Here is a 24,765-nt window from a genome sequence, read left to right on the forward strand (position 1 = left end):
CCTGGTACAGGGCTAGGCCGGGTCGGTGATCGGATGGACGGCGCCGTCGAAGTTCGGTGCGCGACGGGTCAGCATCGCGGTCATTCCTTCGAGGAAGTCGGCCGAGGTCAGCAGTTCGACTTGGCCGGCCTTCTCCTGAGCCAGCGCGCCATCGAGGTGGGCGAGGGTCGCGGCGTTGATGGCCGCCTTTGTCAGTTGCAGCGCGCGCCGCGGTCCCGCCGCGAGCTGAGCGGCGACGGCGTCGATCTGGTCGGGCAGTTGTTCAGCGGGCAGCGCCCGGGTGATCAGCCCCGCGGCGGCGGCCTCGGTAGCGGGCAGTCGGGCACCGAGCAGCGCCAGTTCGGCGGCCCGCGCGCGCCCCATCGCGGCGGCGACGATCGCCGACGCGCCCCCGTCGGGCATGAGGCCGATGGAGGTGAACGGCAGCAGCAGGTACGCGCTATCGGCGGCATAGATGAGATCGGCGGCGAGCGCGATCGAGGCGCCGACCCCGGCGGCCGGGCCGTTGATCTGCGCGATCACGGGCAGGGGAGAGTCGACGATCGCCCGCACCAGCTCGTTGGCACGATCCATCACCAGCTCCGGCGACGCCTCGTTGCCGCCCGCCGCGGCGGCCGCGGCCAGGTCGGCGCCGGTGCAGAACGCCTTACCCGCCCCGGTCAGCACGATCACCCGAACCTCGGGCCGCTTCTCGGCCGCGATGATGAGCTGGCCCAGTTCGCTCATCGTCTCGAGGTCGATCGCGTTCATCCGCGCTTGGCGGTCGATCGTGATCCGCAGGATTCCGTGCTCTTCGTGGACCAGCAGGCTCTCGCTCATCGGGCCACCGCCTCGACGATCGAGCCGGCCAGCCGACCGGCGATCAGGGCCTCGGCTTCGCGCACCATCGACTCGATCAGCTCGGCGCAGGTGGGGATGTCGTGGATCAAGCCCTGACACTGGCCGACACTCCAGATGCCGGCGTCCAGATCGCCTTCCTCGTAGACCTTGCGGCCACGAGCCCCGGCCACGAGTTCGCGCACATCCTCGAACGTGCCGCCGCCACGCTCGATCTCGACCACTTGCCGGCTCACGGCGTTGTCGGCGACGCGCGCGGTGTTGTTCAGCGTCCGGAAGATCAGCTTGGTGTCGAGCTCGGTATTGGCGACGATCTGTTCCTTCACCACGTGCGCGATCGGTGATTCGACCGTGCACAGGAATCGGGTGCCCATGTTCACCCCGTCGGCACCCAGTGCCATCGCCGCGACCAGGCCACGCGCGTCGGCGATGCCACCGGAGGCGAGCATCGGGATCTCGAGCTCGCGGGCCGCGGCGGGAATCAGCACCAGCCCCGGTGTGTCGTTCTCGCCCGGGTGACCGGCGCACTCGAACCCGTCGATGCTCACCGCGTCGACGCCGACCTGCTGGGCCTTGAGCGCGTGTTTGACGCTGGTGCACTTGTGCAGCACCTTGATCCCGGCGTCCTTGAGAAACGGCAGGTGGGTGGCCGGGTTGCCGCCCGCGATCTCCACGATCGGCACGCCGCCGTCGATGATCGCCTGGCGGTATTCGGCGTACGGCGGCGGAGTGATCGACGGCAGGATCGTCAGGTTCACGCCGAACGGCTTGTCGGTGAGATCTCTGGCGCGGGCGATCTCCTCGCGCAACGCCTGCGGAGTGGGCTGGGTGAGGCCGGTGATGATGCCGAGGCCGCCTGCCTCCGAGACCGCGGCCGCGAGTTCGGCCCGGCCTACCCACATCATTCCGCCCTGCACGATCGGGTGCTCGACACCGAAGGCTTCGGTGAATCGGGTGCGCAGCATCGCGCCCTCCGTCCGGTTTCGACGTTCTCGACGACTGCCGCGGAACCTGGCTACGGCTCTTTGCATCCGGCGAGAATCATGATTAACTTAGTGAGAATTGGGATTAACTTAACGGCCGCTGAGGTGGACTGTCAACAGTGTGCGCAAGTCCGCGTCGTGCTACTCGAAGGATGGTCGAAGATGACCGAAACGCCCACCACCGCACCCGTTTCTGCGACAATGCTGACCACCGTCGACGCCGTGTCCGGCGAACCGGTCGGCAGCTGGCAGATCGACGATGCCGCCGCTGTCGCCGCGGCCGTCGAGCGCGCTCGCACGGCCGCGCGGACCTGGGGTGAACTCGGGTTCACCGAGCGGAAACGGGCATTACGGCGGTGGGCCGCGCAGATCATCAACAATGTCGACGAGTTCTGTGCGCTGATCAGCGCCGAGAACGGCAAACCCGCCGACGACGCCTACCTCGAGGTGATCACCGCTGTCGAACACCTGAACTGGGCGGCCGGGAACGCGAAGAAAGTCTTGAAGCCGAAGACGGTGTGGCCGGGATTGATGATGGCCAATGTCGAGGCGGTGATCGAGCAGCGCCCGCACGGGGTGGTCGGGGTGATCGGCCCGTGGAACTACCCGGTGTACACACCCAACGGGTCGATCGCCTACGCGCTGGCCGCGGGCAACACCGTGGTGTTCAAGCCGAGCGAGCTCACCACCGGGATCGGGCACTGGTTCGTCGACGCGTTCGCGAAGGCCAATCCGGGACTGCCCCAGGGAGTTCTGAGCGTCGTCACCGGTCCCGGCGATACCGGCCGCGCGCTGGTCGAGTCCGGTGTCGACATGATCGCGTTCACCGGATCGACCGCCACCGGCAAGCGGATCATGGCGGCCGCGGCGCAACGGCTCACGCCGGTGGTCCTGGAATGCGGCGGCAAGGACGCGGCGATCGTCGCCGAGGATGCCGACCTCGCGGCCGCCGCGGACGCGATCGTGTGGTCGGCCATGGCGAACTCCGGTCAGACCTGCGTCGGCACGGAGCGCTGCTATGTCGTCGACTCCGTCCTCGAGCAGTTCCTGGCCGAGGTCACCGCGCGCGTTCGCGAACTCACGCCGGGGCGGTCCTACGGTCCCATGACACTGCCCAGCCAGGTCGACGTGGTCGCCGAACATGTCGACGACGCGATCGCACATGGTGCCACGGCCGTCTTCGGCGGGGCCGACTCGATCAGGGCGCCGTTCGTGAGCCCGATCGTGTTGCTCGACGCCCCCGAGGACTCGCTCGCGGTCCGTGAGGAGACTTTCGGGCCGACGCTGACCGTGCGTGGCGTCCGCGATATCGAGGAAGCGATCCGGCTGACCAACGCCTCGCGCTATGGGCTGGCGTCGTCGGTGTTCTCCCGCAAGCGCGGCATGGAGATCGCCCGCGCGCTGCGGGCGGGCGCCACCTCGGTGAACAGCCCCGCCTCCTATGCGGCGATTCCGGCACTGCCGTTCGGCGGGGTGGGGGAGTCCGGCGTCGGCCGGATCCACGGCGCCGCGGGACTGCTCGGTTTCACCCGCCCACATTCGATCGCACGCCAGCGCTTCGCGATTCCAGGCATGGCCCTGCAGTCCTTCGCGCGCACGGAATCGACCATGTCGACGGTTCGAAAGCTCACCGCCCGCCGCTTCGGGCGCGCAAAGTAGCTCAATCCATCACTACGAAAGACGAGGAACACAACAGTATGGGCGTCGAATTCAGCTCCGAACACAAGGATTTCGCCGCGGCTGTCGCCGCATTCGCCAAGCGCGAGGCGGGCACCCGCGAACAGCGTGACGCGCTGACCGCCAACGACACCGAACAGCACAATCCGGGTGTCTACGCGAAAATGGCCGAGCTCGGCTGGCTCGGTCTGACGGTGCCGGAGGAATACGGCGGGTCCGATGCCACGATGGTCGACATGTGCATTCTCCTGGAAGAATCACTGCGCGGCATGCTGCCGATCGGGGCGATCGGTCCGACTCTCATCACCGGCGGCGCCTACGCCAAATTCGGCACCGAAGCACAGAAGGACACCGTGCTGCGCGGCATCGTTCGTGGTGCGTCCCAATCGATTTCGATGTCGGAGCCCGAGGCGGGTTCGGATGTGGGCAATCTGTCGACCAAGGCTGTGAAGACCGCTGACGGCTGGCTGATCAACGGCCAGAAGACCTGGTGCTCCAACGCCCATATCTCCGAGAACATCCTGCTCGTTGCCCGCACCTCGAAAGACGGCGGAAAACACGAGGGGCTCACCATGTTCCACGTGCCCGCGGGCACGCCCGGTCTGCAGATCTCGCCGATCGAGCTGATGGGCAACCAGAAGGAAACCAACGACCTCTATTTCACCGACTGCTTGCTCCCCGAGGACGCGGTCGTGGGTGAGGAAGGAAACGGCTGGCGTCAACTGATGACCGGCCTCAACTTCGAACGACTCATCCTCGCCGCGATGAGCTTGGGTGCCGCCGAACGCGCCTTCGAGGACACCATCGGATTCGTCACGCAGCGTAAGCAATTCGGCCGCCCGGTCGGCACCTTCCAGTCCCTGCGCCACCGCCTGGCCGACCTCGCCACCGAGATCGAATGCACCAAGCTGCTGATCTACAGCGTGGCGCGCGAGGCCGATGCCAACCCGAACAAGATGCTGGCCAGGGAGGCGTCGATGGCCAAGCTCAAGGCCACCGAAGTCAGCAAGCAGGTGGCGCTGGAAGGCATGCAGATGATGGGCGGCTACGGCTACGCCCGCGAATTCGACATGGAAAAGCACGTCCGCGGCGCACTGGTCTCCACCATCTTCGGCGGCACCAGCGAAATCCAGCGCGACATCATCGGCCGGACCCTCGGACTCTGACGACCCGTGGGCACGAACGGTCGCCCGGTGTGCGAGTTCGCGCACCGGGCGAACGCAGGAGCCGTGCGTGCCCGTAGTTTTTCCGCCGGCTCACCAAACCGCGGGCAAGAGCAGTCCGAACCTCTCTGCATGCCTCACGTCTGTCGTGGGGTGACCCGCACTGCCTCGATCAGTGCATCCGGTAGACGAGAGGTTCCCGCTAGTGAGAAGAACACGGCGATCGATCCGTACGGCGGCAGCGCGCGCTGCGCTGGTGAGCGCGCTGGCCTCGGCAGGGCTCGCGCTGCCCGCGAGTGTCGCTGTCGCCCAACCCGAGACGGCCCGGGTGGTCTCGACAGTCGATATCGACAGCAGGCGCCAGGTGGTGACCGTCTTCTCGCCCGCGATGGACAAGCCGATCCCGATCCAGGTGATCCGTGCCGCGGACACCGAGAACCCGCGGCCGACGATGTATCTGCTCAACGGCTCCCAAGGCGGCCCGAATCAGAGCGGCTGGGACGCGCAGACCGATGCCGTGAGTTTCCTGCGTGACAAGGACATCAACGTGGTGACCCCGGTCGGCGGCGCCAGCTCCTACTACACCGACTGGGTGCGCGACGACGCGGTGCTCGGCCGCAACAAATGGCAGACCTTCCTCAACGAGGAGTTGCCGTCGGTGATCGAGGGATTCCTCCGGGCTGATGGCAACCGCGCGGTGGTCGGTGTGTCGATGAGCGGTACATCGGTGCTGAACCTGGCGATCGCCAAGCCCGGCTTCTGGAACAGCGTGGCGTCCTACAGCGGGTGCGCGCAGACCTCGGATCCTATCGGCCAGGAATTCGTCCGGATCACGGTAGAGAACTGGGGTGGCGGACAGAGTATCGAGAACATGTGGGGACCACGCAACGGTCCCCTGTGGCGAGCCAATGATCCGCTCGTCAACGCGGAAGGGCTGCGCGGCACCGAGGTCTATCTGAGCACCGGTACCGGAATCCCCGGCGCACCCCACGACACCCCGGCTGACGCGCGTGTCCAGGACGGCAGGATCCCGCTCCCGGTCCAGATCGCCTTCGGCGGGCCCATCGAAGCGGCAGTGCATTTCTGCACCATGAACCTCGCGAACCGGCTGCGCGAGTTGAATATTCCCGTCACGCTGAACGAACGCCCCGTCGGCACACATTCCTGGGGCTACTGGGAGGATGACCTGCGGTCGTCGTGGCCTTTCCTGGCGCGGTCGGTCGGCAGCCGGACCAACTGACGCGCGTCGGCGTCGTCTGTTCGCGTCGCGAGTTGACCTCCTCGGCCACGATGCCGTGGACGAGGAGGTCAGGTCCGCATGGGCTCAGGCCTTGGTGGCGACGACGAGAACGTTCTTACCGAAGAGCTTGCCGGTGACGACCTGGAGAAGCTTGCTGAGCGGGAACACCACGCGGTCGTAGAGCTTGAGCGCCCGTGTGTTGATCGTGCCGTCGTCGCTCCCGGCGAATTTGTAGGCCAGGGTGGCGAAGAAGCCGATCGGGTCGCAGTAACGCGACTCGACGATCTCGAGACCCGCGTTGCGCAGGATGCGGTTGAGCTGGGTGCGGCGGTAGCGCCGGTAGTGCCCGACCTTGGTGTCCATCGAGCTGAACAGCGTCTCGAGCGCGGGCACATACAGCACCAGTGTTCCGCCGGGCCGCAGTAGCGAGGCGAGGTGTTCAGCGGCTTCCTGGTCGTTCTTGATGTGCTCGAAAACGTTGAAAGAATAGATGAGACCGTACATTTCGGATTCGGACGGCTCGGCCTCGCAGTCGACGACCTTGTAGCCCTTCGACAGCAGCAATTTCTGCAAATCGGCGTCGGGCTCGAGACAATCCGGGATGATCTGCCGTTCGGCGAGCATGTCGGCGTAGGTGCCTCTACCCGCTCCGAAATCGAGTATGCGCAGGTCCGGCGACGTGACATGTTTGTCAACGCAGTCGATCAGGAATTTGTTGTAATTGACCGCTTCGGTCATCGCCTCCAGGTTGTCGCACCCGGTGTACGCGAATTCGCTGCTGGTCACGCTTGATCCCCTCAATTCTTCGATGGGCGGCAATGGCGGTCAGCGTAGTCCGGTTACATTGCGGTGCCACGACATCGGGAAACAAACGCGAATTCAGCGGGGGAGCGGCCGGCCGAGGACGATGGTCTGCAGCAGCCGGATCACGGTTTCCTGCGGGCAGATTCCGTCGTCACCGAAGGTGCGGCCGAGGTCGACCACGAGGCTGAACGCCGCGTGCACGAGGATTCTGGCCTCGCCGATCGACAGTTCCGGTCTGGCCTGCGCCACGAGTTTGGCCCATTCGGTGATGATCAACTGCTGCAGGTGGCGCAGGGTCACCTGATCGGCCGGGTCGACGTGGGTGAACTCGGCGTAGTAGACGAAGGTCAGCGCCCGTTCGTCGAAGGACCCGGTGACGTAGAGGTCGATCAGCGTGCCCAGCGCTTCGGCGGGGGTGCCTGCGGCGCTCACCGCGGGGGTGATCGCCCCGGACACCCGGTCGGCCGCGCGCCGGAAGGCCGCGGCCAGCAGATCACTCTTGCTGCGGTAGTAGCGATAGACCGCCGAGGCGGCCGACAGATCCGCCGCGACGGCGATGTCCTCCATGCTGACATTCGGATAGCCACGCTCGTGGAACAGCTCCACCGCCTTGCGCAGCAAGAGGTCGTGTTTGAACGGCTGTGGCCGTTCGGCGGCCCGCCGGATCAGTGCGGCGCCGCGCTCACCCGACAGGTCAGCATCGATCAATGCCCAGCTGGTCGCTTTGAGCAGCGGGGCAAGCGCTTTCGCCGAGACGGTCGCGTGGTGGTCACCGATGCTGCTGATCACCGCGAACAGAGACACCGCGCGGACCACCCGGTCGTAGCCGTCGAGTTCGGGACGCACGTCGTGAATCAGGCCACGCACCGTGGCGATCGCGGTGGTGAACTGTGCGGTGAACTCGGTGAAGTCGGCGGGCTCGAGGTAGCGCCGCTCCCACCGGGCCAGTGCGACGGTCGGGCGGTTGCTGATGGTGAGCACGACGATGGCGTCCAGGACATGATCGAGGCGCTCGCGCGGTGACCAATCGGCAGCGTCGTCGGGGAGTTCGACCGCGGTCAGTGCCAGCCCGGACAATCGCAGCAGTTCCTCGCGGAACAGCGCGTATTTGCTCGGGAAATGGCGATAGAGGGCGGTGGAACTGATCTCGAGCCTGCGCGCGATGTCGTCCATGCTCACACCGTGGTAGCCGTGCGCGCCGAACGCCGCCGCCGATTCCGCCGCGATCTGCGCACGCCGGTTCTTCGGCCTGCGCTTGACCACCCGCGGTGGCGCGTCCGCTGTCGATTGTGCCGCGTGCTCGTTCGTCGTCCTGCCCATCTCGTCTTTCATGCTATCGCCCGGTCGCCGCGGGCCGGCTCACCGGATTCGCTCACTGCGCCTGCGCTGGTGGGGTCGGGGAGTTCACTTTCTCGACCAGCCAGCGGCCGTCGTCGTTGCGCAGGCTCAGCACCATCGAGAGCTGGCCGGGCTTGGGCTTGTGCTGGGTGCCCAGGCTGGTGATGGTCTGGCGGATCACCACGATCGCCTCGGCCGAGTCCTCGTCGGCGGTGCGGATCGCGCACTGGGTGTCGGTGACCGCCGAGGTGACCTCGCCCTGGGTCAGCACCTCACGCAACTCGGTGCTGGTCGACTCGAACTGCTTCTTCCAGTCGCCGGTCGCGCCGTCGAGCACCCCCTTGAAGTACGTGTCGAGGTTTTTGCTGTCGTAGTCGGCCAGCACCGGCCCGTACTGGCAGGCTGCCTCGCGTGCCTGTTCCTGGGCTCGCATCAGGTCCTTGTTGTGCTGGTTCTGGACGAACAAGACCATCGAGGTGGCCAGCGACGCGCACAGGACCGCGGCCACGCCGACACGCGCGGCGACAGCGGCCGTTCGTCCGCGCAACCACGAATCCGCGCGATCGTCGGCCGCGGCCGTTTCCGTCCTGGGTTCGGCGGTCGGCGTCGCGTCGGCCGTAGCCGGGTCGGAATCGTTGCTCGGTTCTTTGGCGTCTTTGCTCATGCGGGAACTCCTCAACGTGGTGCGGGGACGGCGGGTTGGGACAATTCGTTGCCGGTGACGCCGGGCGGTGGCCCCGCGCCGTTGTCGGGGCCGGGCGGCCGCGGCGCGTTGGCCGAACCACGTACCTGCAGAGCCGGATTGGTGGTGACGCAGTAGTTGTAGAGGCGCACCCTGGTGTCGGTGGTCTCGGTGGTCGGCACCACGGGGACGGTGTCGTACTCGCACGACGGCCGTGGCCACGGGTCGATGAGGGTGAAGAAGCCGCCGTCGTGTGCCGGGACGCCGACCGCGTCGGCGAAGCGGCTCAGCGACGGGAACAACGCCTCGAGCGCTGGTTGCCGGAGTTTGGCGGCCTTGGTGATGGCGACGAAGTTCGTCACCAGATCGGTGATCGGATCGTGGGTGCGTGAGACGAATCCGCCCAGCGTCGCCAGGTGCCCCGGTCCCTGTTCCAGCAGGTGCCGCAGCTCGGTGTCGGCGGCGGTGAACTGCCGGAACAGGGCGGTGCCCGAGGTGGTGAGCGTGGTGAGGTCTGGTTGCGCGTGCGAGGTCGTCTCGGCGATCACCTCGAGATTGCGGATCAACTGCAGCGTCTGCGGCAGCAGATCGGTGAGTCCCGCCATCGCCTGGCTGATCCCGGAGATCATGTTGCGCAACCCGTCCGGGCCCCCGGCGAGGGCTTTGTCGAGTTCGTCGACGATCACCGTGAGCCGTTCGGGATTCATTCCGCCGACCAGGCCGCTCATATTCGCCAGTACCGATTGCATCGGTACCGGTACGGAGGTCTGCGCGCGCTCGACGACCGAGCCGTCGCGCAGATAGGGCCCGCTCTCGGAGACGGGACGAAAGTCCAGGTACTGCTCGCCGGCCGCGGACAACCGGTTGACGGCGACGGTGCCGCCGACGGGAATCCTGGTACTCCCATCGATTTCGGCGCGGGCTGCGACGCCGTCACCCGACACGCCGACCGAACTCACCCGGCCGACCCGCCAGCCACGGAAAGTGACATCGCTACCGACCGACAACCCGCCGGAGGTCGCCAACTCCACGGTCACTACATACTGCGAGCGGCTCGGATCGATCCGCAGCACCGCACCGCCCAGATAGAGGCAGCCGAGCACGAGCACGACGACGAGCCCGGCGTTGGCGACCGCGACCCGTTTGCGCACCAGCCATTGCCACAGCGGTGAATTCATCGCGGACCCTCCTGCGGTGCGGGTTGCGGGATGCTGGTCACGCGACCGAACACCTTCGCGAGAACCTCGGCCAGACTGCCGATGAACGCGGGCACATCGCCCCCTTCGGGCCAGCGGCTGCCCGACGGGTCGGTGAGTGCGCCGATGTCGAGGTAGGACACCGTCGCCGCAACCGCCAGGGTCGGGCCCTGCAAGCTGGCCATCAGCGAGGGGTAGAGGGTGTGCAGTCCCTCGAGGGTGCCGGTGAGGTCGTCGCCCATCCGGGTGAATCCCGACATCAGGTTCTGCACGCTCTGGAACAGGCTCACGAACTGCGGCCCGTTGCTCGTGCTGAAATCGCCGAGCGCGTCCATGGTGACCGCCACTTTGCTGATCAGATCGACGATCGACTGGTTGTTCTCCGCGACCAGACCGATCAGCTGCGGGAAACTGTCGGCGACGGCGCCGAGTTCGGCCTTGCGGCCCGCGAGTTCGGCGGTGAGTACCTGCAGGCCGTGCAGGGTGGCGTCGAGGTCGCCGGTGCGCTGGTTGAGCGCGCCGATGACGTCGGTCATCTCGGTGACCAGGTGGCGCAGTTGCGGTGCGTGCCCGGCGAAGATCGAATCCAGTTCGGAGGTGATCCGCGCGGCCTGGTTTATCCCGCCACCGTTGATCAGCATCGAGATCGACATCATCAGTTGTTCGACCGAGGCGGCAGTGCCGGTGTGGTCGATGCCGATCGTCTCGCCCGCGCGCAGCGGTGCGCCCGCCTCCGCTTCGGTGGGCAGGGTCATCGCGACGAAGATGTCGCCGAGCGGGGTCGCCTGACGCAGTTCCGCGGTGGTTCCGCGGGGCAGCTGGATGTCCTCGCGGATCAGCATTTCGATATCGGCCAGGAACGACGTGGTCGAAATGTCGGTCACCACACCGATATCGGTGCCGCCGATCTTCACCTGGGCGCGGTCGGGCAGGTTGAGCGCGTCGCGGAAGGTGGCGTGCAGGGTGTAGCCGGGGCCGCCGATGCCGGGTTCGGGCATCGGCAACTCCCGCACCGTGAGCGAGCACGCGGTGCTCGCCGACGCGACGACCGCGGCGCACGCCGCGGCGCAGATACTCGAGCGCAAGTTCATTCGGTGATTCCCAACAGCGCGGCGGTGAGCCCGAAGTCGGGCCCGAAGTCGGCGATCTTGCCGGTGCGGCAGCCGTCGTAGCGCAGCTGGACGCGTTCGCAGAACAGCGACAGCGCTTCGCCGTCGAGTACCGCCTTGTCGAGCAGGCCGTGCAGGCGCAATGCCTGGCGTTCCCGGCTGACGGCGTTGTCGATGTTGTCGAAGAACAGCGGCCCGACGTCGATGATCTCGGTGAGTCCGCGTGCGTTGGCCCGCATCTGGGTGGCGATGGCGACGAACTTGGTGAGCGCGCCTGCCAGCTGATCCTGGTTCTGTCCGACCACCGTCGAGGTGTTGGTGACGAAGTCGTCGAGCTGGGCAAGCACGGCTTGCAAACCGGGCGCCTGCGCACTGAGCAGGGCGATCAGTTCGGTGATCCGGCCGCTGAAATCGCGGACGGTCTGGTCGTTCTCGGCGATGATCTGGGTGATCTCGTTGAGCCGCACGACCGTGTTCGCGATCTGATCCTTGTTGGCCAAGGTCAGCTCGAAGGCCGACGACAGCGAGTCGAGGGTTTCGCGCAGTCGATCGCCGTTGCCGTCGAGCAGCGGGAACAGCACCCGGCTGGCCATCGGACCCGCCTCGCTGTCACCTTTGAGCGCGGCGCCCAGCTGGTCGAAGTTCTCCAGAATGCGGTCGAGTTCGACCGGAGTTCTGGTGCGGGACAGGGGAAGATGCGCGCCGTCGGCCAATTCGGGACCGGACCCGGTGTATGCGGGTGCCAGTTCGACGTGGCGGTTGGTGATCAGCTGCGGGGAGATCAGCGCGGCCATCGCGTCGGCCGGGATTCGCACATCGGCCTCGACCGACATCACCACCTCGACGTAACTGCCGCGCGGCGTCACCGATTCGACCACCCCGACCGGAACGCCGAGCACCGAGACCTCGTTGCCCACATAGAGCCCGGCCACGCTCTCGAAATCGGCACTGAAGCGCTTGTTCTCGCCGAAATACCGGTCGCCCAGGCTCGACACGCTGCCGGGTAGCAGCGAACAGCCCGACGCCACCACCGCGGCCAGGCACATCGCCGCCAGTTTCGCTCTGCGTCTCATCAGTTGCACCCCTGTACGGCCTGCGCGAAGCACAGCCAGTTGTCGGGAAAGATCCACGGGGCCCAGACATCGCCGTAGGGTCCGTTGCCGACCACGTTGTTGAACTGGCGCAGCGTGACCGGAGCGATCTCGTAGAGCCGGTCCAGGTTCTCTTTGTTCTTGGTGAGCCCGTCGGCCATGGTGTCGAGGTTCGCGATCAGCGGTCCGAGTTCACCATTGTTCTCGATACCCATGTCCTGCAATAGTTTCGAGAGCGCGGCGACATTGTCGAGCAGCTGGGTGAGCAGCGTCTGCCTGGTCTGCACCGCGGCACCGATCGCCTCACCACGGGTGAGCAGCACCAGCACACTGTTGCGGTTGTCGGACACGAGCTGGGAAACCTGATCCATGCTTTTCAGGAGCAGGTCGACTTCGTCACGGCGGGCGTTGATCACCTGGGCCAGCGCGCCGATGCTGTCGAGGGCCTGCACGGCCATTGCGGGGGAATCGCCCATCTGTTTGTCGAGCAGATCGAGCGCGGTCCGCAACTTACTCGGGTCGAGGCGCTCGATCCGTTCGAACGACGACGTGTACTTCGGGTCCTGGATGACCTTGCTCAGGTTGTAGGGCACCGAGGTGTTCTCGACGGTGATCCGATTGCCTGCGAGCGGAGCGCCCCTGCCCGGCTGCAGGTCGATGTGCAGCCTGCCGAGGATGGTCGACATCTTGATCGCCGCCTTGGCGTCGGCGCCGAGGCGCAGGTCGCGACGCACGGCCAAGGTCACGTCGACCCGATCGTCGACGAGGTCGACCGAACGTACCGCCCCGACCTCGATCCCGGAGATGTCGACGGTGGCCCCCGCCCGCAACCCGGCCGCCTGGGCGAACTCGGCGTGAATCGTCTTGTCGCCCAAGCGGAGCTGCGCGAGCAGGCTGGAGCCGCCGAGCAGCACTGCCACGGCGAGCACCGCGATCAGGCCGAGGCGCAGGTTGCGGTTGTGACGCAGGAAGGCGAACTTGGCCATCATCGGCACACCCCCGATTGCGATTCGCCGCCGACCTGGGAGAACAACCCCGGCGGCAACACCACGTTCCACAGCGAGACATCGAGCCGGCAGATGTAGGCGTTGCCGTAGGCGCCGTAGCTGGTGAATCGGGCGACGCCATTGAGGAAGTCGGGCAGTTCCACGGCGGCGCGGTCGAGCGCGGCGCCGTTGTAGAGCAGCATCATCACGCCCTGGGTGGCGGTGCGCTGTGCCTCGCCCATGCCCGGTTTCACCTGGCCGATGAGCGTGACCAGCGAGTCGGTGGCACCTGCCACCCGGTCGACCGAGCTCTTCAACGTCTGTCCTTCCGCGTAGAGCCCGTCCATCAGGCTGCGGGTCTGGGTGATCAGGGTTTCCAGTTCGCCGCTGCGATTGGCCAGACCCGACATCACGGCGCTGAGGTTGCCCAGGACGTCGCCGAGGATCTCATCGCGCTGGCCGAAGGTGTTCGCCAGCTCGGCGGCCTGGGTGATCAACGCCGACAACGAGATCTCGTTGCCCTGCAGAGCCTGGATGAGAGTCTCCGACAGCGAATTGATCTGGTCGGGTTGCAGCACGCCGAACAGCGGCTCGAAGCCCGACAGCAGCGAGGACACGTCGAAGGACGGCTCGGTGCGGGTGAGCGGAATCTGCGCGCCCGGCGGCACCGGGATGCCGGCGTCCTTGCCCGCGGCCAAGGCGATATAGCGCTGGCCGATCAGATTCTGGTAGCGGACAAGGGCTTTCGTCGTGTCGGTGAGGTGCTGGCGCGCCTCGATCCGGAAGTCGACCCGGGCGGTGTAGTCGTCGGTGAAATCGATCTTGTCGATCCGGCCGACGCGGACACCGGCCATCCGGACGTCATCGCCCTCGCGTAGCCCGAGCACATCGGTGAACAGCGCCGAGTAGCTGTTCGTGTCGCCGGGCACGCTGCGCTGCAACGTCGACCAGACGGTGTAGGTGAGCACGACCGTGAGGGTCACGAAAAGGCTGAACCCGATCAGCGCTTTCGTCGATTTCATGACGCGGCACTTTCGGTGTCGGGGACGATGGGCACGTTGCCGAGAATCGAACCGAGCAGCAGGAGCTGGGTTACCGTCGGGCGCCCGCCGACCAGTGCTGCCACCGCGGCGCTGCCACGCAGCGAGATCGGTTTCGCCGCACCGGCATCGGGCAGCGGGGCGGCGGCTGGCGCGGTGATGCCGGGGATGGCGGGCAGGCCCGGAATCGACGGCAGGCCCGGAATCGCGGGCAGGCCCGGGAGCGTGGGCGCTGCTGGAACGACCGGCACAGTCGGTGCCGGACCGGCGGCGTCGAGGCGCTGGGGGAGCTGCTGAACCGGATACTCCTGTGGCGGAGCGACTTCCGGCACCGTCGGCCCGCCACAGCGCGGCCCGGCCATGTCGCCGTAGCGCGGGCAGTCCGCCGCCGTGTACTGCTGGAACGGGGTGAACGACACGTCCATCTTCCACACCATCTGCTTGCGCGGTCCGAAGTGGAACACCTGCTGCAGCTTGTTCAGCGAGGCATTGAGGTTGGCCGCGGTCGACTGCAGCGCGCCGGGATCCTTGGCCAGCGCGCCGAATACCGTGTCCAGGCCCGACACCAGTTCCTTGCCCGAATTCGGGTTGGCGGCGAACAGGGTGTTCACCGCTTCGACGGTGGAGTTGCCCTCGGTGAGCAGCGCGACCAGTTGGGTCCGGTGCTCGTTGAGCGTGTTCGCGGCGGTCAGCGAATCGCCGAGCATGCCGACCAGTTCTGGCGCGGACTCGCTCAGCGCCATCGACGCACGGCCGAGATTGCCCAGCAGGCCACCGATCTCGGGAATCCGGTGCACCTCGGTGAGCCAGGTGTCGAGGCGCTCGATGGTGGAGCCGGGCACCCGGGCACCGCCGTCGAGCGCGGCCGCCAGGGTCGCCAGCACCCGGCCGAGTTTCTCCGGCTGGATGGTGGTGAGCACATCGCGCAGGGTGTTCAGGGTGGTCTGCAGCTGGACGGTCGCCGAGCTGGTGTCCTCGCGGATGGTGGCGCCTGCGCGCAGAGTGGTGGCGGCCGCGCCGTTGTCGACCAACTGGATCGAGGTGACACCGAAGATGTTGTCCGGGATCACCCGCGCGGTGACGGTGTCCGGAATCGTCTCGGCGATACCGGGTTTCAGCTCCAGGGTGGCGTGCTGCAGCTTGCCTTTGGCGACCATGTCGACGGCCGAGACCGCGCCGACGATCATTCCGCGGTACTTCACGTCGGCGCGCTGGGGTAAGCCGTCGCCGGTGCTGGTCAGCTCGGCGCCGACCACCACTTTGTCTTCGAATTCGCCGTTGTAGCGCATGCCGAGCAGATACAGCGCGAGCGCGAAGCTGAGGGCGACCGCTAGACCGGCGAAGGTGAGCTGGAGCGGTTTGGGCCCGCGGCCACTGGGATCGAGCATCATCGAGGCGACCTATCCCGAGATCCGGAATCCGGGGTCGATGCCCCAGATAGCAAGGGTGAGAAAGAGATTGGTGAAGACCATGACGACGATGACCATCTTGATCGCCCGTCCGGCCGCGACGCCGACACCTTCGGGACCGCCGCTGGCAGTGTATCCGTAGTAGCACTGGATGAAGGTGGCGATCAGGACGAAGATCACGACCTTGAGCACCGAGAAGAACACGTCGCCGCCCAGCAGGAACTGGAAGAAGTAGTGGTCGTAGGTGCCCGCGGTGGTGCCGCCGAGAAACAGCACCGACAGCTTGGTCGCCACGTAGGCGACGGCGAGGCCGAGGGTGTAGAGCGGGACAATGGTCAGCGTCGCCGCGATCATCCGGGTGGTCACCAGGTAGGGCAACGGACGGATCGCGATGGATTCGAGCGCGTCGATCTCCTCCGAGATCCGCATCGAGCCGAGCTGGGCGGTGAACCGGCAGCCGGACTGGATCGCGAAGGCGAGCGTGCCGAGAATCGGCGCGATTTCGCGCGTGGTGGCGAAACCGGAGATGGCCCCGGTGAGTGGGCCCATGGTGAGCAGGTTGAGCGCGGTGTAGGACTCCACGCCGACGGTGATGCCGCCGAACGCGCACAGCACCACGACCACCCCCACCGTGCCGCCGCCGACGATCAGCGAGCCGTTGCCCCACCCGACATCGGCGACCAGCCTCGCGACTTCCTTGCGGTAGTGCCGCAGCGCGAACGGAATCGCGAACAATGCCTGGAAGAACACGATGGCCTGATGCCCGACGCGCTGGTTGGCCCGCACGGGCACCTTCGCCGCCGCACCGACCACGCGTACCGGCCGCATGACGGGCGGGATGTACTCGGCTGCCATCTCAGACCACCTTCGACGGGAAGAAGGTGTTGTACAGCTGGGTCACGATGATATTGGTGGCGAACAGCATCAGCGCCGAGGACACCACCGCCGAGTTCACCGAGTTCGCGACCCCGCCCGGCCCGCCTTTGGTGTGCAAGCCGATGTCGCAGGCGATGATCGCCGTGAGCACGCCGAAGATGGCGGCCTTGACCAGTGCGACGATCAGATCGTTGGCCACCGCGAACGAGGCGAACGAGCCGATGAACGACCCCGGCGTGCCGTGCTGGGCGTAGACATTGAACAGGTACGCCGTCGCGAAGCCGACGAACACGATGAACCCACACAGCAGCATGCTCACCAGCACCGCGGCGGCCAGACGCGGCGCGACGAGCCTGCGCACCGGATCCACCCCCATCACCCGCATCGCGTCGATCTCCTCACGGATGGTGCGCGAACCGAGGTCGGCGCAGATGGCCGAACCGACCGCGCCCGCGATCATCAGCGAGGTCACCAGCGGGGCGCCCTGGCGGATGATGCCAAGCCCGGCGACGGCCCCGATGAAGGTGGTCGCACCGACCTGATTCACCAGCGCGCCGACCTGGATCGACACCACCACCGCCACCGGGATCGCGACGAAGACCGTCGGGAGTGCGGACACATTCGCCATGAACGCGCACTGCTTGATGAACTCCTGGAACGGGAATCGCCGCTGCACGAGCGAGAGGAACAGCTGCGCGATCGTGGCCCTGGCGAGCAGAACCTGTCTGCCGAGCGTTTCGATCGACTGTTGTGGGTGCCGTCGCCAGAGCCCGGTGGCGCTGTCGACGATCTTGTCGAGTTCCGACGGTTGGACAGCGGGTCGCGTCATACGCTCAGCCAATGTTCGAGTAGGACGAGGAGCGCGCCGATCGCGGCGACGCCGAGCACGGCAGCGCAGAGCACCACGACCCACATGCCCACGCGGAGAACGGGATTGACCCGCGTGCGCCCGCCGAGGATCTTGACGACGATCACCACGATGTCGATGAACCAGACCACCGCCATCATCAGGTCATCGTCACATTCGCGAAGGTGAGCACCGGCCAGCACACGATGGATCCGAGGAAGGAGATGACCAGGTCGACGCCGTGGAGACCGCGGAGGTGGCCCGTATGGGTGAGACTCCAGATGATCCCGACGAGACCGTAGGGGATGCCGATGATGATGAGGGTGCCGAGGAATTCCGACACCTTCATCTCGTAACTGAGAAACCTGTCCAGCCGTCGCAACATGGCGATACCGCTGTTCCTTCCTTCATGAACCGGTCGGTGACGCAAGCTGGTAGCCGATGTCGTCCACGGTCCAGCGATGTTGCCGACAATTCTTCTTCGATCCGATGATGTTGCCGATTATTCTTCGTAGATGCCGGACCGCGTCGCCGTGATCGACGCTCTGCCGCCCCGCTTGCCAGTGATAAGTTACTAGTAATTCTCGTCGATGTTGCGAGAATGGTGATTAACTTAGCCTAGAGGTCGCCGACGGTCGGCGACGGTGCAGGAGGTTCGCCGATGTCCGCGGTCATTGTTGATGTGGTTCGTACGCCGTCGGGTCGGGGCAAGCCGGGTGGCGGTCTGTCGTCGGTGCATCCGGCCACGCTGCTGGCGGGGGTGCTGTCGGAGCTGGTCGAACGCACCGGCATCGACCCGGGCCTGGTCGACGATGTGATCGGCGGCTGCGTCACCCAGAGCGGGGAGCAGGCCAACAACATCAGCCGGACCGCCGTGCTGGCCGCCGGATTCCCGGAATCGGTGCCGGCTACCACGGTCGACCGGCAGTGTGGATCGAGCCAGCAGGCCGTGCACTTCGCCGCACAGGGCGTACTCGCGGGCGCCTATGACGTGGCGATCGCCTGTGGTGTCGAGTCGATGAGTCGCGCGCCGATGTTCTCCAACACCCAGGGCAAGGATTCGCTGCGCGGTCCGCTCGCTGCCCGTTACCCCGCCGGGCTGATCGGCCAGGGGATCGCCGCGGAAATCCTCGCTGCCCGCTGGAAGTTGGATCGCGCGACACTGGACGAGTTCGCCGCCCGGTCGCACCGGCTCGCGGCGGCTACCGCGGCAGCGGGCGGTTTCGCCGCCGAGTTGACCGCGGCAGGGGAGCTCACCGCCGACGAGACCATCCGCGCCGCCAGCACTGTCGAGGGCTTGGCCGGGCTGCGGCCCGCCTTCACCGATCCCGCTGTGCTGGAGAGGTTTCCGGAGATCGACTGGTCGGTGACCGCGGGCAATTCCTCGCCGCTCACCGATGGGGCCTCGGCGGCGCTGATCATGAGCGAGAAGATGGCGGCGAAGCTGGGCCTCACCCCGCGCGCTCGCTTCCACTCCTTCGCTGTGGTCGGCGACGATCCCACGCTCATGCTCACCGCTGTCGTCCCGGCGACCCGCAAGGCGCTCGAGCGGGTGTCGCTCACGGTGGACGACATCGATACCTTCGAGGTGAACGAGGCTTTCGCGCCGGTCCCGCTGGTCTGGCAACACGAACTCCACGCCGATCCCGCCAGGGTCAATCCGCGCGGCGGCGCGATCGCCCTCGGTCACCCGCTCGGCGCCTCCGGCACGCGACTGCTCGCCACCATGGTCAACCACCTCGAGCAGACCGGCGGTCGCTACGGCCTCCAGACCATGTGCGAGGCGGGCGGATTGGCCAACGCGACCATCATCGAACGGATGTGATCACGATGACCACGAACACCCTGACTCTCGACCAAGTTCGTCTCCACATCCCCGACACCTACCGATCCCCGCGCAAACGTCCCGCCCAACTCGCCGACGCCCTGGACTTCTGGATGTTCGCGGGCGCGGCGGCGAACGTCGCGATGCAATTCGCGCACCAGGGTGTCGCGGCGGGCGTGATGGAAAGCCAGGTGGAATCCGGGGCGCTGATGGTGCATCCGTGGAAGCGCCTGCGTACCACCTCGGCCTACCTCGCCGTCGCCGTGCTCGGCACCGACGAGGACAAGAAGGCGATGCGTGCGGCCGTCGACGTCGCGCACCGTCAGGTCCGGTCGCGACCGGAGTCGAAGGTGAAGTACAACGCCTTCGACCGCGATCTCCAGATGTATGTGGCGGCTGCCATCTACATCGGCTTCGAGGACACCCACCAACTGCTCCACGGCAAGATGACCACCGGCGAACTCGAGACGTTCTACCAGGGCGCCGACACCTTCGGCACCACCCTTCAGGTCCACCCGGACATGTGGCCGAAAACGCGCGCGGGGTTCGACGAGTACTGGCTCGATGCCTGCCGGCATGTCGTATGCGACGACGAATTCCGCGCCTACATCGACGATCTACTCCACCTGCGAATGATCAACTGGCCCATGCGAACAGTGGGCGGTGGACTACTGCAGTTCCTCACCGCGGGCTTCCTGCCGCCGCATTTCCGCGACCAGATGGCCGTCGAATGGAGCGATGCCGACCAGCGCCGCTTCGAGCATCTGTTCCTGTTCGTCGGCTTCGTCAACCGGTTCATTCCCAGGTTCATCCGATTCGCGGGCACCCACGCGATGATCCGCGACGTGCGCCGCCGCATCCGGAAACAGAAGGCCCTCATCTAGGCGGGTATTTCATCTCGGGTCTTCCTCGGGCTGGTCGCGGAACTCCCGCTGAACGTGGCGCTCATCTGATTCGGGAGCCGGTGGTTCCGAGGGCGGCGGCGGTGAGGCAGGCGAGGGCGGCGGTGATCCAGAGGGGAGTGTAGGAGCCGTTGATGTCACGGATCAGGCCGCCGGTGAGCGCCATCGCGCCGGCGCCGAGTTGGTGGAAGACGCTGATCCAGCCGAAGGTGAGGGCGCTGTCGGCGCCGAAGTAGTGGCGGCACAACGTGAGTGTCGGTGGGACTGTCGCGACGTCGAGAATGCCGAACACCATGGCGAAGACGACGAGGTCGGGGGACCAGCCGCTGGTGAACAGGACCGGGAGGAGGGCCAGGGATACACCCCGGCCGAGGAAGAACACGGCCAGGAGCAGCCGTGGCTCGATCCGGTCGGTGAGCCAGCCCGCGGAAACGGTGCCGAGTATGTTGGCGACGCCGATGATGGCCAGTAGACCCGACGCGGCGGTGGCCGGCATTCCGTGATCGTGGGCGGCGGGCGTGAAGTGGCTCCACATCAGGCCGTTCGTGGTCGCCCCGCACAGCGCGAACATCGAGGCCAGTACCCAGAATCGGGTGTCGCGCACGGCTCGGCGCAGGGCGGTGATCGTGCGGGCGAACGGATTGACGTGTCGATCCGTCTGCGTCGGTGCGGAGTCGGGATCCGCGCCGTAGCGGACCGTGCCGACCGCGGCGGGGCTTTCCCGGAGGAACAGCAGCACGCCGAGCAGCGCCACCGTCGCCAGTGCCCCGCAGGCGAGCACCGGCGCGCGCCAGTCGGCCCGCTCGAGCAACACCGACAGCAGTGGCAGCATCGCGAACTGACCGAATACGCCTGCCGCGGTGAGTAATCCGGTGGCGAGACCGATTCTGCGGTCGAACCACCGGTTCGCGACCGTCGCGGCGAACACCGTGGTGATCGAACCGGTCCCCACCCCGATCGCGAAGCCGAACCACAGCACGAACCAGAACACCGACGGGGTGAAGATCGCGGTCAACACGGAACTCGCGATCAGCGCGAGCAATGCGTACGACGTGATCCGCCGGATCCCGTACCGGTCCATCATGGCCGAGGCGAACGGCCCGACCATCCCGTAGAGCACCATGTTCACCGCCACCGCGGCTCCGATCCCGGTCCGGCTCCACCCTTTCGTCTCGACCAGTGGTTCGGTGATCAGACCCGCGATGGTGGCGAAACTTCCCGCCGCGACGAGCGCGAGAGCGGCCACCGCCACCATTGTCCACGCCGGGTGAAAGCGGGGTCCCCGCCGGATCGTGCGCTGCTCGACTTCGCAAATACTCACCGGAATCCTTCGCGTTGCTCGACGTCCTTACTCTCGTTTCTATCAACCAACGATCAGAATCGACAGTATGCACAATCTTGTCCATATGGACGAAATGGATACCATCGAGCGTATGGCCACCGAGGATGAAGTCCGAGCGCCGATCGTCCGAGCGATGCGAAGCTGCCCCGTCGAAGTGAGCATCGCCGTCCTCGGCGGCGCCTGGAAGATGACCATCGTCAAATACCTCCTCGACGAACCCCTCCGCTACGGCGAACTACGCCGCAAGGTCGGCGAGGTAACCCCACGGGTACTCACCCGCCAACTCCGCGAACTGGAACAAGACGGCATCGTCCGTCGCCACGCCTTCGCCGAAGTCCCACCCCGCGTGGAGTATTCGCTCACGCCGACAGGGAAAGCGCTGCGCGGCTTCGTGTCCGAGCTGAACCGATGGGGTGCGGAATACGTGGAGGGTCTGCAGCCCGCCGCGACGACAAGTTCTAGGTGAAATCAGGTGGTGGGCTTGCCGAACCAGCGGGGGAGGTGGGCGTTCAGGTCTTGTTGGTGCTCTCCGGCCCAGGCGACGTGCCCGTCGGGGCGTAGTAGTAGGGCTGGAATGTTCAGTGCCGCAGTGGGATCCGTGATCAGATCTACTCTGTCGGACCAGCCGTCGACGGTCAGGGATTCGGTGCGATCGAGTAGCAGCGCGCGGCCTTGCCGGAGCTGGTCGTAGAGCTTGCCCTGTTTCAGGTCGACGTCGGGCAGGCGGCGGCCGAGTAGGTCGGGGCCATGGCCGAAGTCGTAGCGGATGTCGGTCGCGGTGATCTTCTCGATCAGGTAGCGGTTCACTTCGTCGAAGTCCATCAATTCGGTGAGCAGCTTGCGCACGGCCTGTGGGCCCGGTTCGGTGGATGTCAGTGCTACCTGGGCGCGGGTGTTGTGCAGGACGTCCGCGGCGACCGGATGGCGTTCGGCCTGATAGGTGTCCAGCAGTGTTTCCGGGGCCCAGCCGCGGATCTGTGCGGCCAGCTTCCAGCCGAGGTTGACCGCGTCTTGAACGCCCAGGTTCAAACCCTGACCGCCGGCGGGTGGGTGGATGTGCGCCGCATCGCCTGCCAACAGCACGCGACCGACCCGGTAGCGCTCGACCAACCGGGTGGCGTCGCCGAAGCGGGACAGCCAGCGCGGGGAGTGCACGCCGAAGTCGGTTCCGGCGACCGCGCGCAACTGCTGCTGGAAATCCTCGAGCGTGGGCGGTTCCGACCGGTCCTCGCGGACATCCGCTGCGGGGACAATAACGCTGTACACGCTTTCGCCGAAGGGCCTGAGACTGAATACCGCGTTGGTCTCACGAATTTCGGTGACTTTGGCGACGACCTCTTCCTGCGGCACACCCACTTCCATCTCGCCCATCAGTGTCTCGGTCCGCGCGGGCTCACCGGGGAACCCGACACCCAGCACCTTGCGCACCGTGCTGCGCGCACCGTCACAGCCGACCAGATACCGCGCCCGCAGCCGCTCCCCGCCGACCAACCGGACGGTCACGCCCTCCTCGTCCTGCTCGAAACCCTCTACCGCACAACCACTTCGGACCTGCGCGCCCAGTTCGATCGCATGGTCTTCGAGCAGCCGATTGATGACCGGCTGCGGTATACCCAGCTGATAGGCATACGCGGAGTCCAGGCCGTCGGGCGCGGGTTTGGGGATCGCGGCGAAGACACCACCGACCGGACGCCGTCGTCCGTGTTCGAGAATGCGGTCCAGCAGTCCGCGCATCGCCATCAGCTCGAGACTGCGCACATGCAGACTGACTATCCGAACCAACGACGACACGGGCTCGGATTCCTTCTCCAGAACGAGCACCCGCACACGGTGCAACCGCAGCTCAGCCGCCAGCATCGCACCGGTCGGCCCGCACCCGGCAATGATCACATCGAACATGAACCACCCATTCGCCTGAATTCTCGCCGACCAGATCGCCGCGATACGGGTCGTCAGACCCGAACGCATCTCCCAGATTACGGATTTCCGCAGGTCCTGGCCTCGGCCGCCTATTGTGCGGCAGCCTCGGGCCTGCCGCAAGCGATATATTCCGGCTCACGCTGTCGCTGGTGCGTGCCCGGGTCGTGGGGGCGCGAGACAGGGCTCGACGGCACAAATCCTTCCACATTCGCCGATCCTGCGACGCGGTGTACATAGTCGAACCCGTAGAGCTCTTGCCTCGCAGGCTCGGCTCAGGTCCGGTAGTAGTGCAGGGAAATGGTGTTGGAGCCGGGAAATGCGGTGGCCGTGGCCAGCTCGACGCGTAGTTGTCGGGAAGCGGTCGCAGACCGCCGCCCAGCGTTTTCGGGACGATGGTCAGGTAGAGGTCGTCGACGAGACCTGCTCCTGGCAGACCTTGAATGATGCTGGCGCTGTTGAGGACCAGGATGTCGCGACCTGTGGTCTCCTCGAGCGCACTCCGTCCTTTCGTTCGATTTCTGGTTCACAGGAGTAGACGGAGCGTCGCGGCCGAACTCATCGCCGCGATTCGATCAGCCAGCGCGTCGCAGCTGGCGGGATTGGCGAAATCGGCGATGCTCAACGGAAATCGGCCAGGTGGTCGGCGACCCACTCTCGATAGGTGCGCGCCGGCCCGCCGGTGACCTCGACGACGGTGGGCAAGACCGGCTCGGGCTGTGCGGTCATCTCGTCCATCCCCGCCAGCGCGTCGTTCACCTCGCCGATCGGCATCCAGGTCGCCATTTCCGCGAGCATCTGCTCCCGCGACATCTGCTCGAACCGCACTGGCGCTCCGAGCACCTCGGCGATGATCCGCGCCCGCTGCGGTGCGGTCAGCGACTCGGGGCCGGTCACCTCGTACGTGGTGCCGGTCCGGCCCTCGAGCAAGGCGCGGACGCCCACTGCGGCGATGTCGCGCTCGTGGATGACCGACCTGCGCCAAGCGTCATAGTATTCGCGCACAACACCTTCCGTACGAATGGACTCCGCCCAGCCGAGGTCGTTACCGGCGAATCCGCCCGCGCGCACGAAGGTCCGGTCGACTCCCGTTTCGTCGATGAGCCGTTCGAGGTAGCCGTGCGAACCGAGCACCGCGCCGGCCCGTTCGTCGGCGCCGATAGCGGAAAGGTAGACGATGTGCTGCGCCTGCTCGGCCAGTCGCCGCACCACCACCGGCGCGGCAGCGTCAGCAGCCAGCGTCGGCCACACCAGGAACACCGCGTGCACACCGTCGAGCGCGGCGTCCAGGCTGCCCGGATCCGCCAGGTCACCGCGTACCACCTCGACGCCGGGCGGCAGATCCGCCGTCTCCGGACTACGGACCAGCGCGCGAACCTCGACACCCGCCTCGTGTAGTTGATCGACGGCCGCGCGGCCGACCTTGCCTGTTGCACCGGTAATCAGGATCATGAGCCCAACTCTGCTACCTGAACCAGTGTTCAGGTCAACCGCGCGGGAG

The 24,765-nt window shown here is 66.4% G+C and carries 24 protein-coding genes and 1 pseudogene; 6 read left to right on the top strand and 19 right to left on the bottom strand.

Annotated elements, in window-relative coordinates; translation table 11 throughout:
• Window positions 1–12: 12 nt before the first annotated feature.
• Window positions 13–819, bottom strand: coding sequence for an enoyl-CoA hydratase-related protein (locus tag ACWZHB_RS08855; RefSeq protein ID WP_427907446.1), 807 nt, complete (start codon window positions 817–819; stop codon window positions 13–15).
• Window positions 816–1,802: an NAD(P)H-dependent flavin oxidoreductase gene (locus ACWZHB_RS08860; protein WP_427907447.1), complete on the bottom strand. Its 987-nt coding sequence runs from the start codon at window positions 1,800–1,802 to the stop codon at window positions 816–818. Before ACWZHB_RS08860 ends, ACWZHB_RS08855 begins: the two co-directional genes overlap by 4 nt.
• Before the next feature lie 180 nt (window positions 1,803–1,982).
• On the opposite strand from ACWZHB_RS08860, the gene ACWZHB_RS08865 reads away from it, so the two are divergent.
• From ACWZHB_RS08865 to ACWZHB_RS08875, 3 genes are all read left to right on the top strand, one after another.
• The gene (locus ACWZHB_RS08865; protein ID WP_427907448.1) at window positions 1,983–3,479 is read left to right on the top strand and encodes an aldehyde dehydrogenase family protein; all 1,497 of its coding nucleotides are present in this window, start codon (window positions 1,983–1,985) and stop codon (window positions 3,477–3,479) included.
• A gap of 38 nt (window positions 3,480–3,517) precedes the next feature.
• A complete protein-coding gene (locus ACWZHB_RS08870; protein ID WP_427907449.1) occupies window positions 3,518–4,663 on the top strand; it encodes an acyl-CoA dehydrogenase family protein in 1,146 nt (381 codons plus the stop codon).
• Between the two features lie 202 nt (window positions 4,664–4,865).
• Window positions 4,866–5,900 (top strand): alpha/beta hydrolase, encoded by a 1,035-nt coding sequence (locus ACWZHB_RS08875; protein ID WP_427907450.1) that lies wholly within the window; start codon window positions 4,866–4,868, stop codon window positions 5,898–5,900.
• Window positions 5,901–5,984: 84 nt separating this feature from the next.
• Here the strand turns inward: ACWZHB_RS08875 and ACWZHB_RS08880 are convergent, their stop codons facing one another.
• The 13 genes from ACWZHB_RS08880 to ACWZHB_RS08940 form a co-directional block, all read right to left on the bottom strand.
• Window positions 5,985–6,686 carry a class I SAM-dependent methyltransferase gene (locus ACWZHB_RS08880; RefSeq protein ID WP_427907451.1) on the bottom strand — a complete coding sequence of 234 codons (702 nt, stop codon included), beginning with the start codon at window positions 6,684–6,686 and terminating at the stop codon, window positions 5,985–5,987.
• A gap of 93 nt (window positions 6,687–6,779) precedes the next feature.
• Complete coding sequence (locus tag ACWZHB_RS08885) at window positions 6,780–8,024, bottom strand: TetR/AcrR family transcriptional regulator (protein ID WP_427907452.1); 1,245 nt, start codon at window positions 8,022–8,024, stop codon at window positions 6,780–6,782.
• A gap of 52 nt (window positions 8,025–8,076) precedes the next feature.
• Window positions 8,077–8,706: a hypothetical protein gene (locus tag ACWZHB_RS08890; protein ID WP_427907453.1), complete on the bottom strand. Its 630-nt coding sequence runs from the start codon at window positions 8,704–8,706 to the stop codon at window positions 8,077–8,079.
• Window positions 8,707–8,717: 11 nt separating this feature from the next.
• Window positions 8,718–9,902 (bottom strand): MCE family protein, encoded by a 1,185-nt coding sequence (locus ACWZHB_RS08895; protein WP_427907454.1) that lies wholly within the window; start codon window positions 9,900–9,902, stop codon window positions 8,718–8,720.
• Window positions 9,899–11,011 (bottom strand): MCE family protein, encoded by a 1,113-nt coding sequence (locus ACWZHB_RS08900; protein WP_427907455.1) that lies wholly within the window; start codon window positions 11,009–11,011, stop codon window positions 9,899–9,901. Before ACWZHB_RS08900 ends, ACWZHB_RS08895 begins: the two co-directional genes overlap by 4 nt.
• Window positions 11,008–12,102, bottom strand: a complete 1,095-nt coding sequence (locus ACWZHB_RS08905; RefSeq protein ID WP_427907456.1) for an MCE family protein — start codon at window positions 12,100–12,102, stop codon at window positions 11,008–11,010. Before ACWZHB_RS08905 ends, ACWZHB_RS08900 begins: the two co-directional genes overlap by 4 nt.
• Window positions 12,102–13,109, bottom strand: a complete 1,008-nt coding sequence (locus tag ACWZHB_RS08910; RefSeq protein WP_427907457.1) for an MCE family protein — start codon at window positions 13,107–13,109, stop codon at window positions 12,102–12,104. The genes ACWZHB_RS08905 and ACWZHB_RS08910 overlap by 1 nt, the downstream gene beginning before the upstream one ends.
• Window positions 13,106–14,128: an MlaD family protein gene (locus ACWZHB_RS08915; protein WP_427907458.1), complete on the bottom strand. Its 1,023-nt coding sequence runs from the start codon at window positions 14,126–14,128 to the stop codon at window positions 13,106–13,108. The genes ACWZHB_RS08910 and ACWZHB_RS08915 overlap by 4 nt, the downstream gene beginning before the upstream one ends.
• On the bottom strand, window positions 14,125–15,537 hold the full coding sequence (locus tag ACWZHB_RS08920; protein ID WP_427907459.1) for an MCE family protein: 1,413 nt from the start codon (window positions 15,535–15,537) through the stop codon (window positions 14,125–14,127). The genes ACWZHB_RS08915 and ACWZHB_RS08920 overlap by 4 nt, the downstream gene beginning before the upstream one ends.
• A 9-nt stretch (window positions 15,538–15,546) precedes the next feature.
• Window positions 15,547–16,410: an ABC transporter permease gene (locus ACWZHB_RS08925; protein ID WP_427907460.1), complete on the bottom strand. Its 864-nt coding sequence runs from the start codon at window positions 16,408–16,410 to the stop codon at window positions 15,547–15,549.
• 1 nt (window position 16,411) lies between these two features.
• Entirely contained in the window at window positions 16,412–17,260 is an 849-nt protein-coding gene (locus ACWZHB_RS08930; RefSeq protein WP_427907461.1) for an MlaE family ABC transporter permease, read from the bottom strand.
• The gene (locus ACWZHB_RS08935) at window positions 17,257–17,439 is read right to left on the bottom strand and encodes a hypothetical protein (protein ID WP_427907462.1); all 183 of its coding nucleotides are present in this window, start codon (window positions 17,437–17,439) and stop codon (window positions 17,257–17,259) included. The genes ACWZHB_RS08930 and ACWZHB_RS08935 overlap by 4 nt, the downstream gene beginning before the upstream one ends.
• A complete protein-coding gene (locus ACWZHB_RS08940) occupies window positions 17,439–17,663 on the bottom strand; it encodes a hypothetical protein (RefSeq protein ID WP_427907463.1) in 225 nt (74 codons plus the stop codon). The genes ACWZHB_RS08935 and ACWZHB_RS08940 overlap by 1 nt, the downstream gene beginning before the upstream one ends.
• 276 nt (window positions 17,664–17,939) lie before the next feature.
• Here ACWZHB_RS08940 and ACWZHB_RS08945 point away from each other — a divergent pair, with 276 nt between their 5' ends.
• Both ACWZHB_RS08945 and ACWZHB_RS08950 read left to right on the top strand, forming a co-directional pair.
• Window positions 17,940–19,103, top strand: a complete 1,164-nt coding sequence (locus tag ACWZHB_RS08945; protein WP_427907464.1) for a thiolase family protein — start codon at window positions 17,940–17,942, stop codon at window positions 19,101–19,103.
• 5 nt (window positions 19,104–19,108) lie between these two features.
• Window positions 19,109–19,987: an oxygenase MpaB family protein gene (locus tag ACWZHB_RS08950; RefSeq protein ID WP_427907465.1), complete on the top strand. Its 879-nt coding sequence runs from the start codon at window positions 19,109–19,111 to the stop codon at window positions 19,985–19,987.
• A gap of 61 nt (window positions 19,988–20,048) precedes the next feature.
• Here the strand turns inward: ACWZHB_RS08950 and ACWZHB_RS08955 are convergent, their stop codons facing one another.
• Window positions 20,049–21,326, bottom strand: a complete 1,278-nt coding sequence (locus tag ACWZHB_RS08955; RefSeq protein ID WP_427907466.1) for an MFS transporter — start codon at window positions 21,324–21,326, stop codon at window positions 20,049–20,051.
• Between the two features lie 112 nt (window positions 21,327–21,438).
• On the opposite strand from ACWZHB_RS08955, the gene ACWZHB_RS08960 reads away from it, so the two are divergent.
• Window positions 21,439–21,813: a winged helix-turn-helix transcriptional regulator gene (locus tag ACWZHB_RS08960; protein ID WP_427907467.1), complete on the top strand. Its 375-nt coding sequence runs from the start codon at window positions 21,439–21,441 to the stop codon at window positions 21,811–21,813.
• Between the two features lie 2 nt (window positions 21,814–21,815).
• Here ACWZHB_RS08960 and ACWZHB_RS08965 read toward each other — a convergent pair whose 3' ends face one another.
• From ACWZHB_RS08965 to ACWZHB_RS08975, 3 genes and pseudogenes are all read right to left on the bottom strand, one after another.
• Window positions 21,816–23,246 carry an FAD-dependent monooxygenase gene (locus ACWZHB_RS08965; protein ID WP_427907468.1) on the bottom strand — a complete coding sequence of 477 codons (1,431 nt, stop codon included), beginning with the start codon at window positions 23,244–23,246 and terminating at the stop codon, window positions 21,816–21,818.
• Window positions 23,191–23,751, bottom strand: a pseudogene (locus tag ACWZHB_RS08970) (dihydrofolate reductase family protein); the annotation flags it as partial. The pseudogene ACWZHB_RS08970 and the gene ACWZHB_RS08965, both read right to left, overlap by 56 nt.
• A 134-nt stretch (window positions 23,752–23,885) precedes the next feature.
• The gene (locus ACWZHB_RS08975) at window positions 23,886–24,716 is read right to left on the bottom strand and encodes an SDR family oxidoreductase (protein WP_427907469.1); all 831 of its coding nucleotides are present in this window, start codon (window positions 24,714–24,716) and stop codon (window positions 23,886–23,888) included.
• Window positions 24,717–24,765 lie beyond the last annotated feature (49 nt).

It is taken from the genome of Nocardia sp. FBN12, assembly GCF_054031145.1.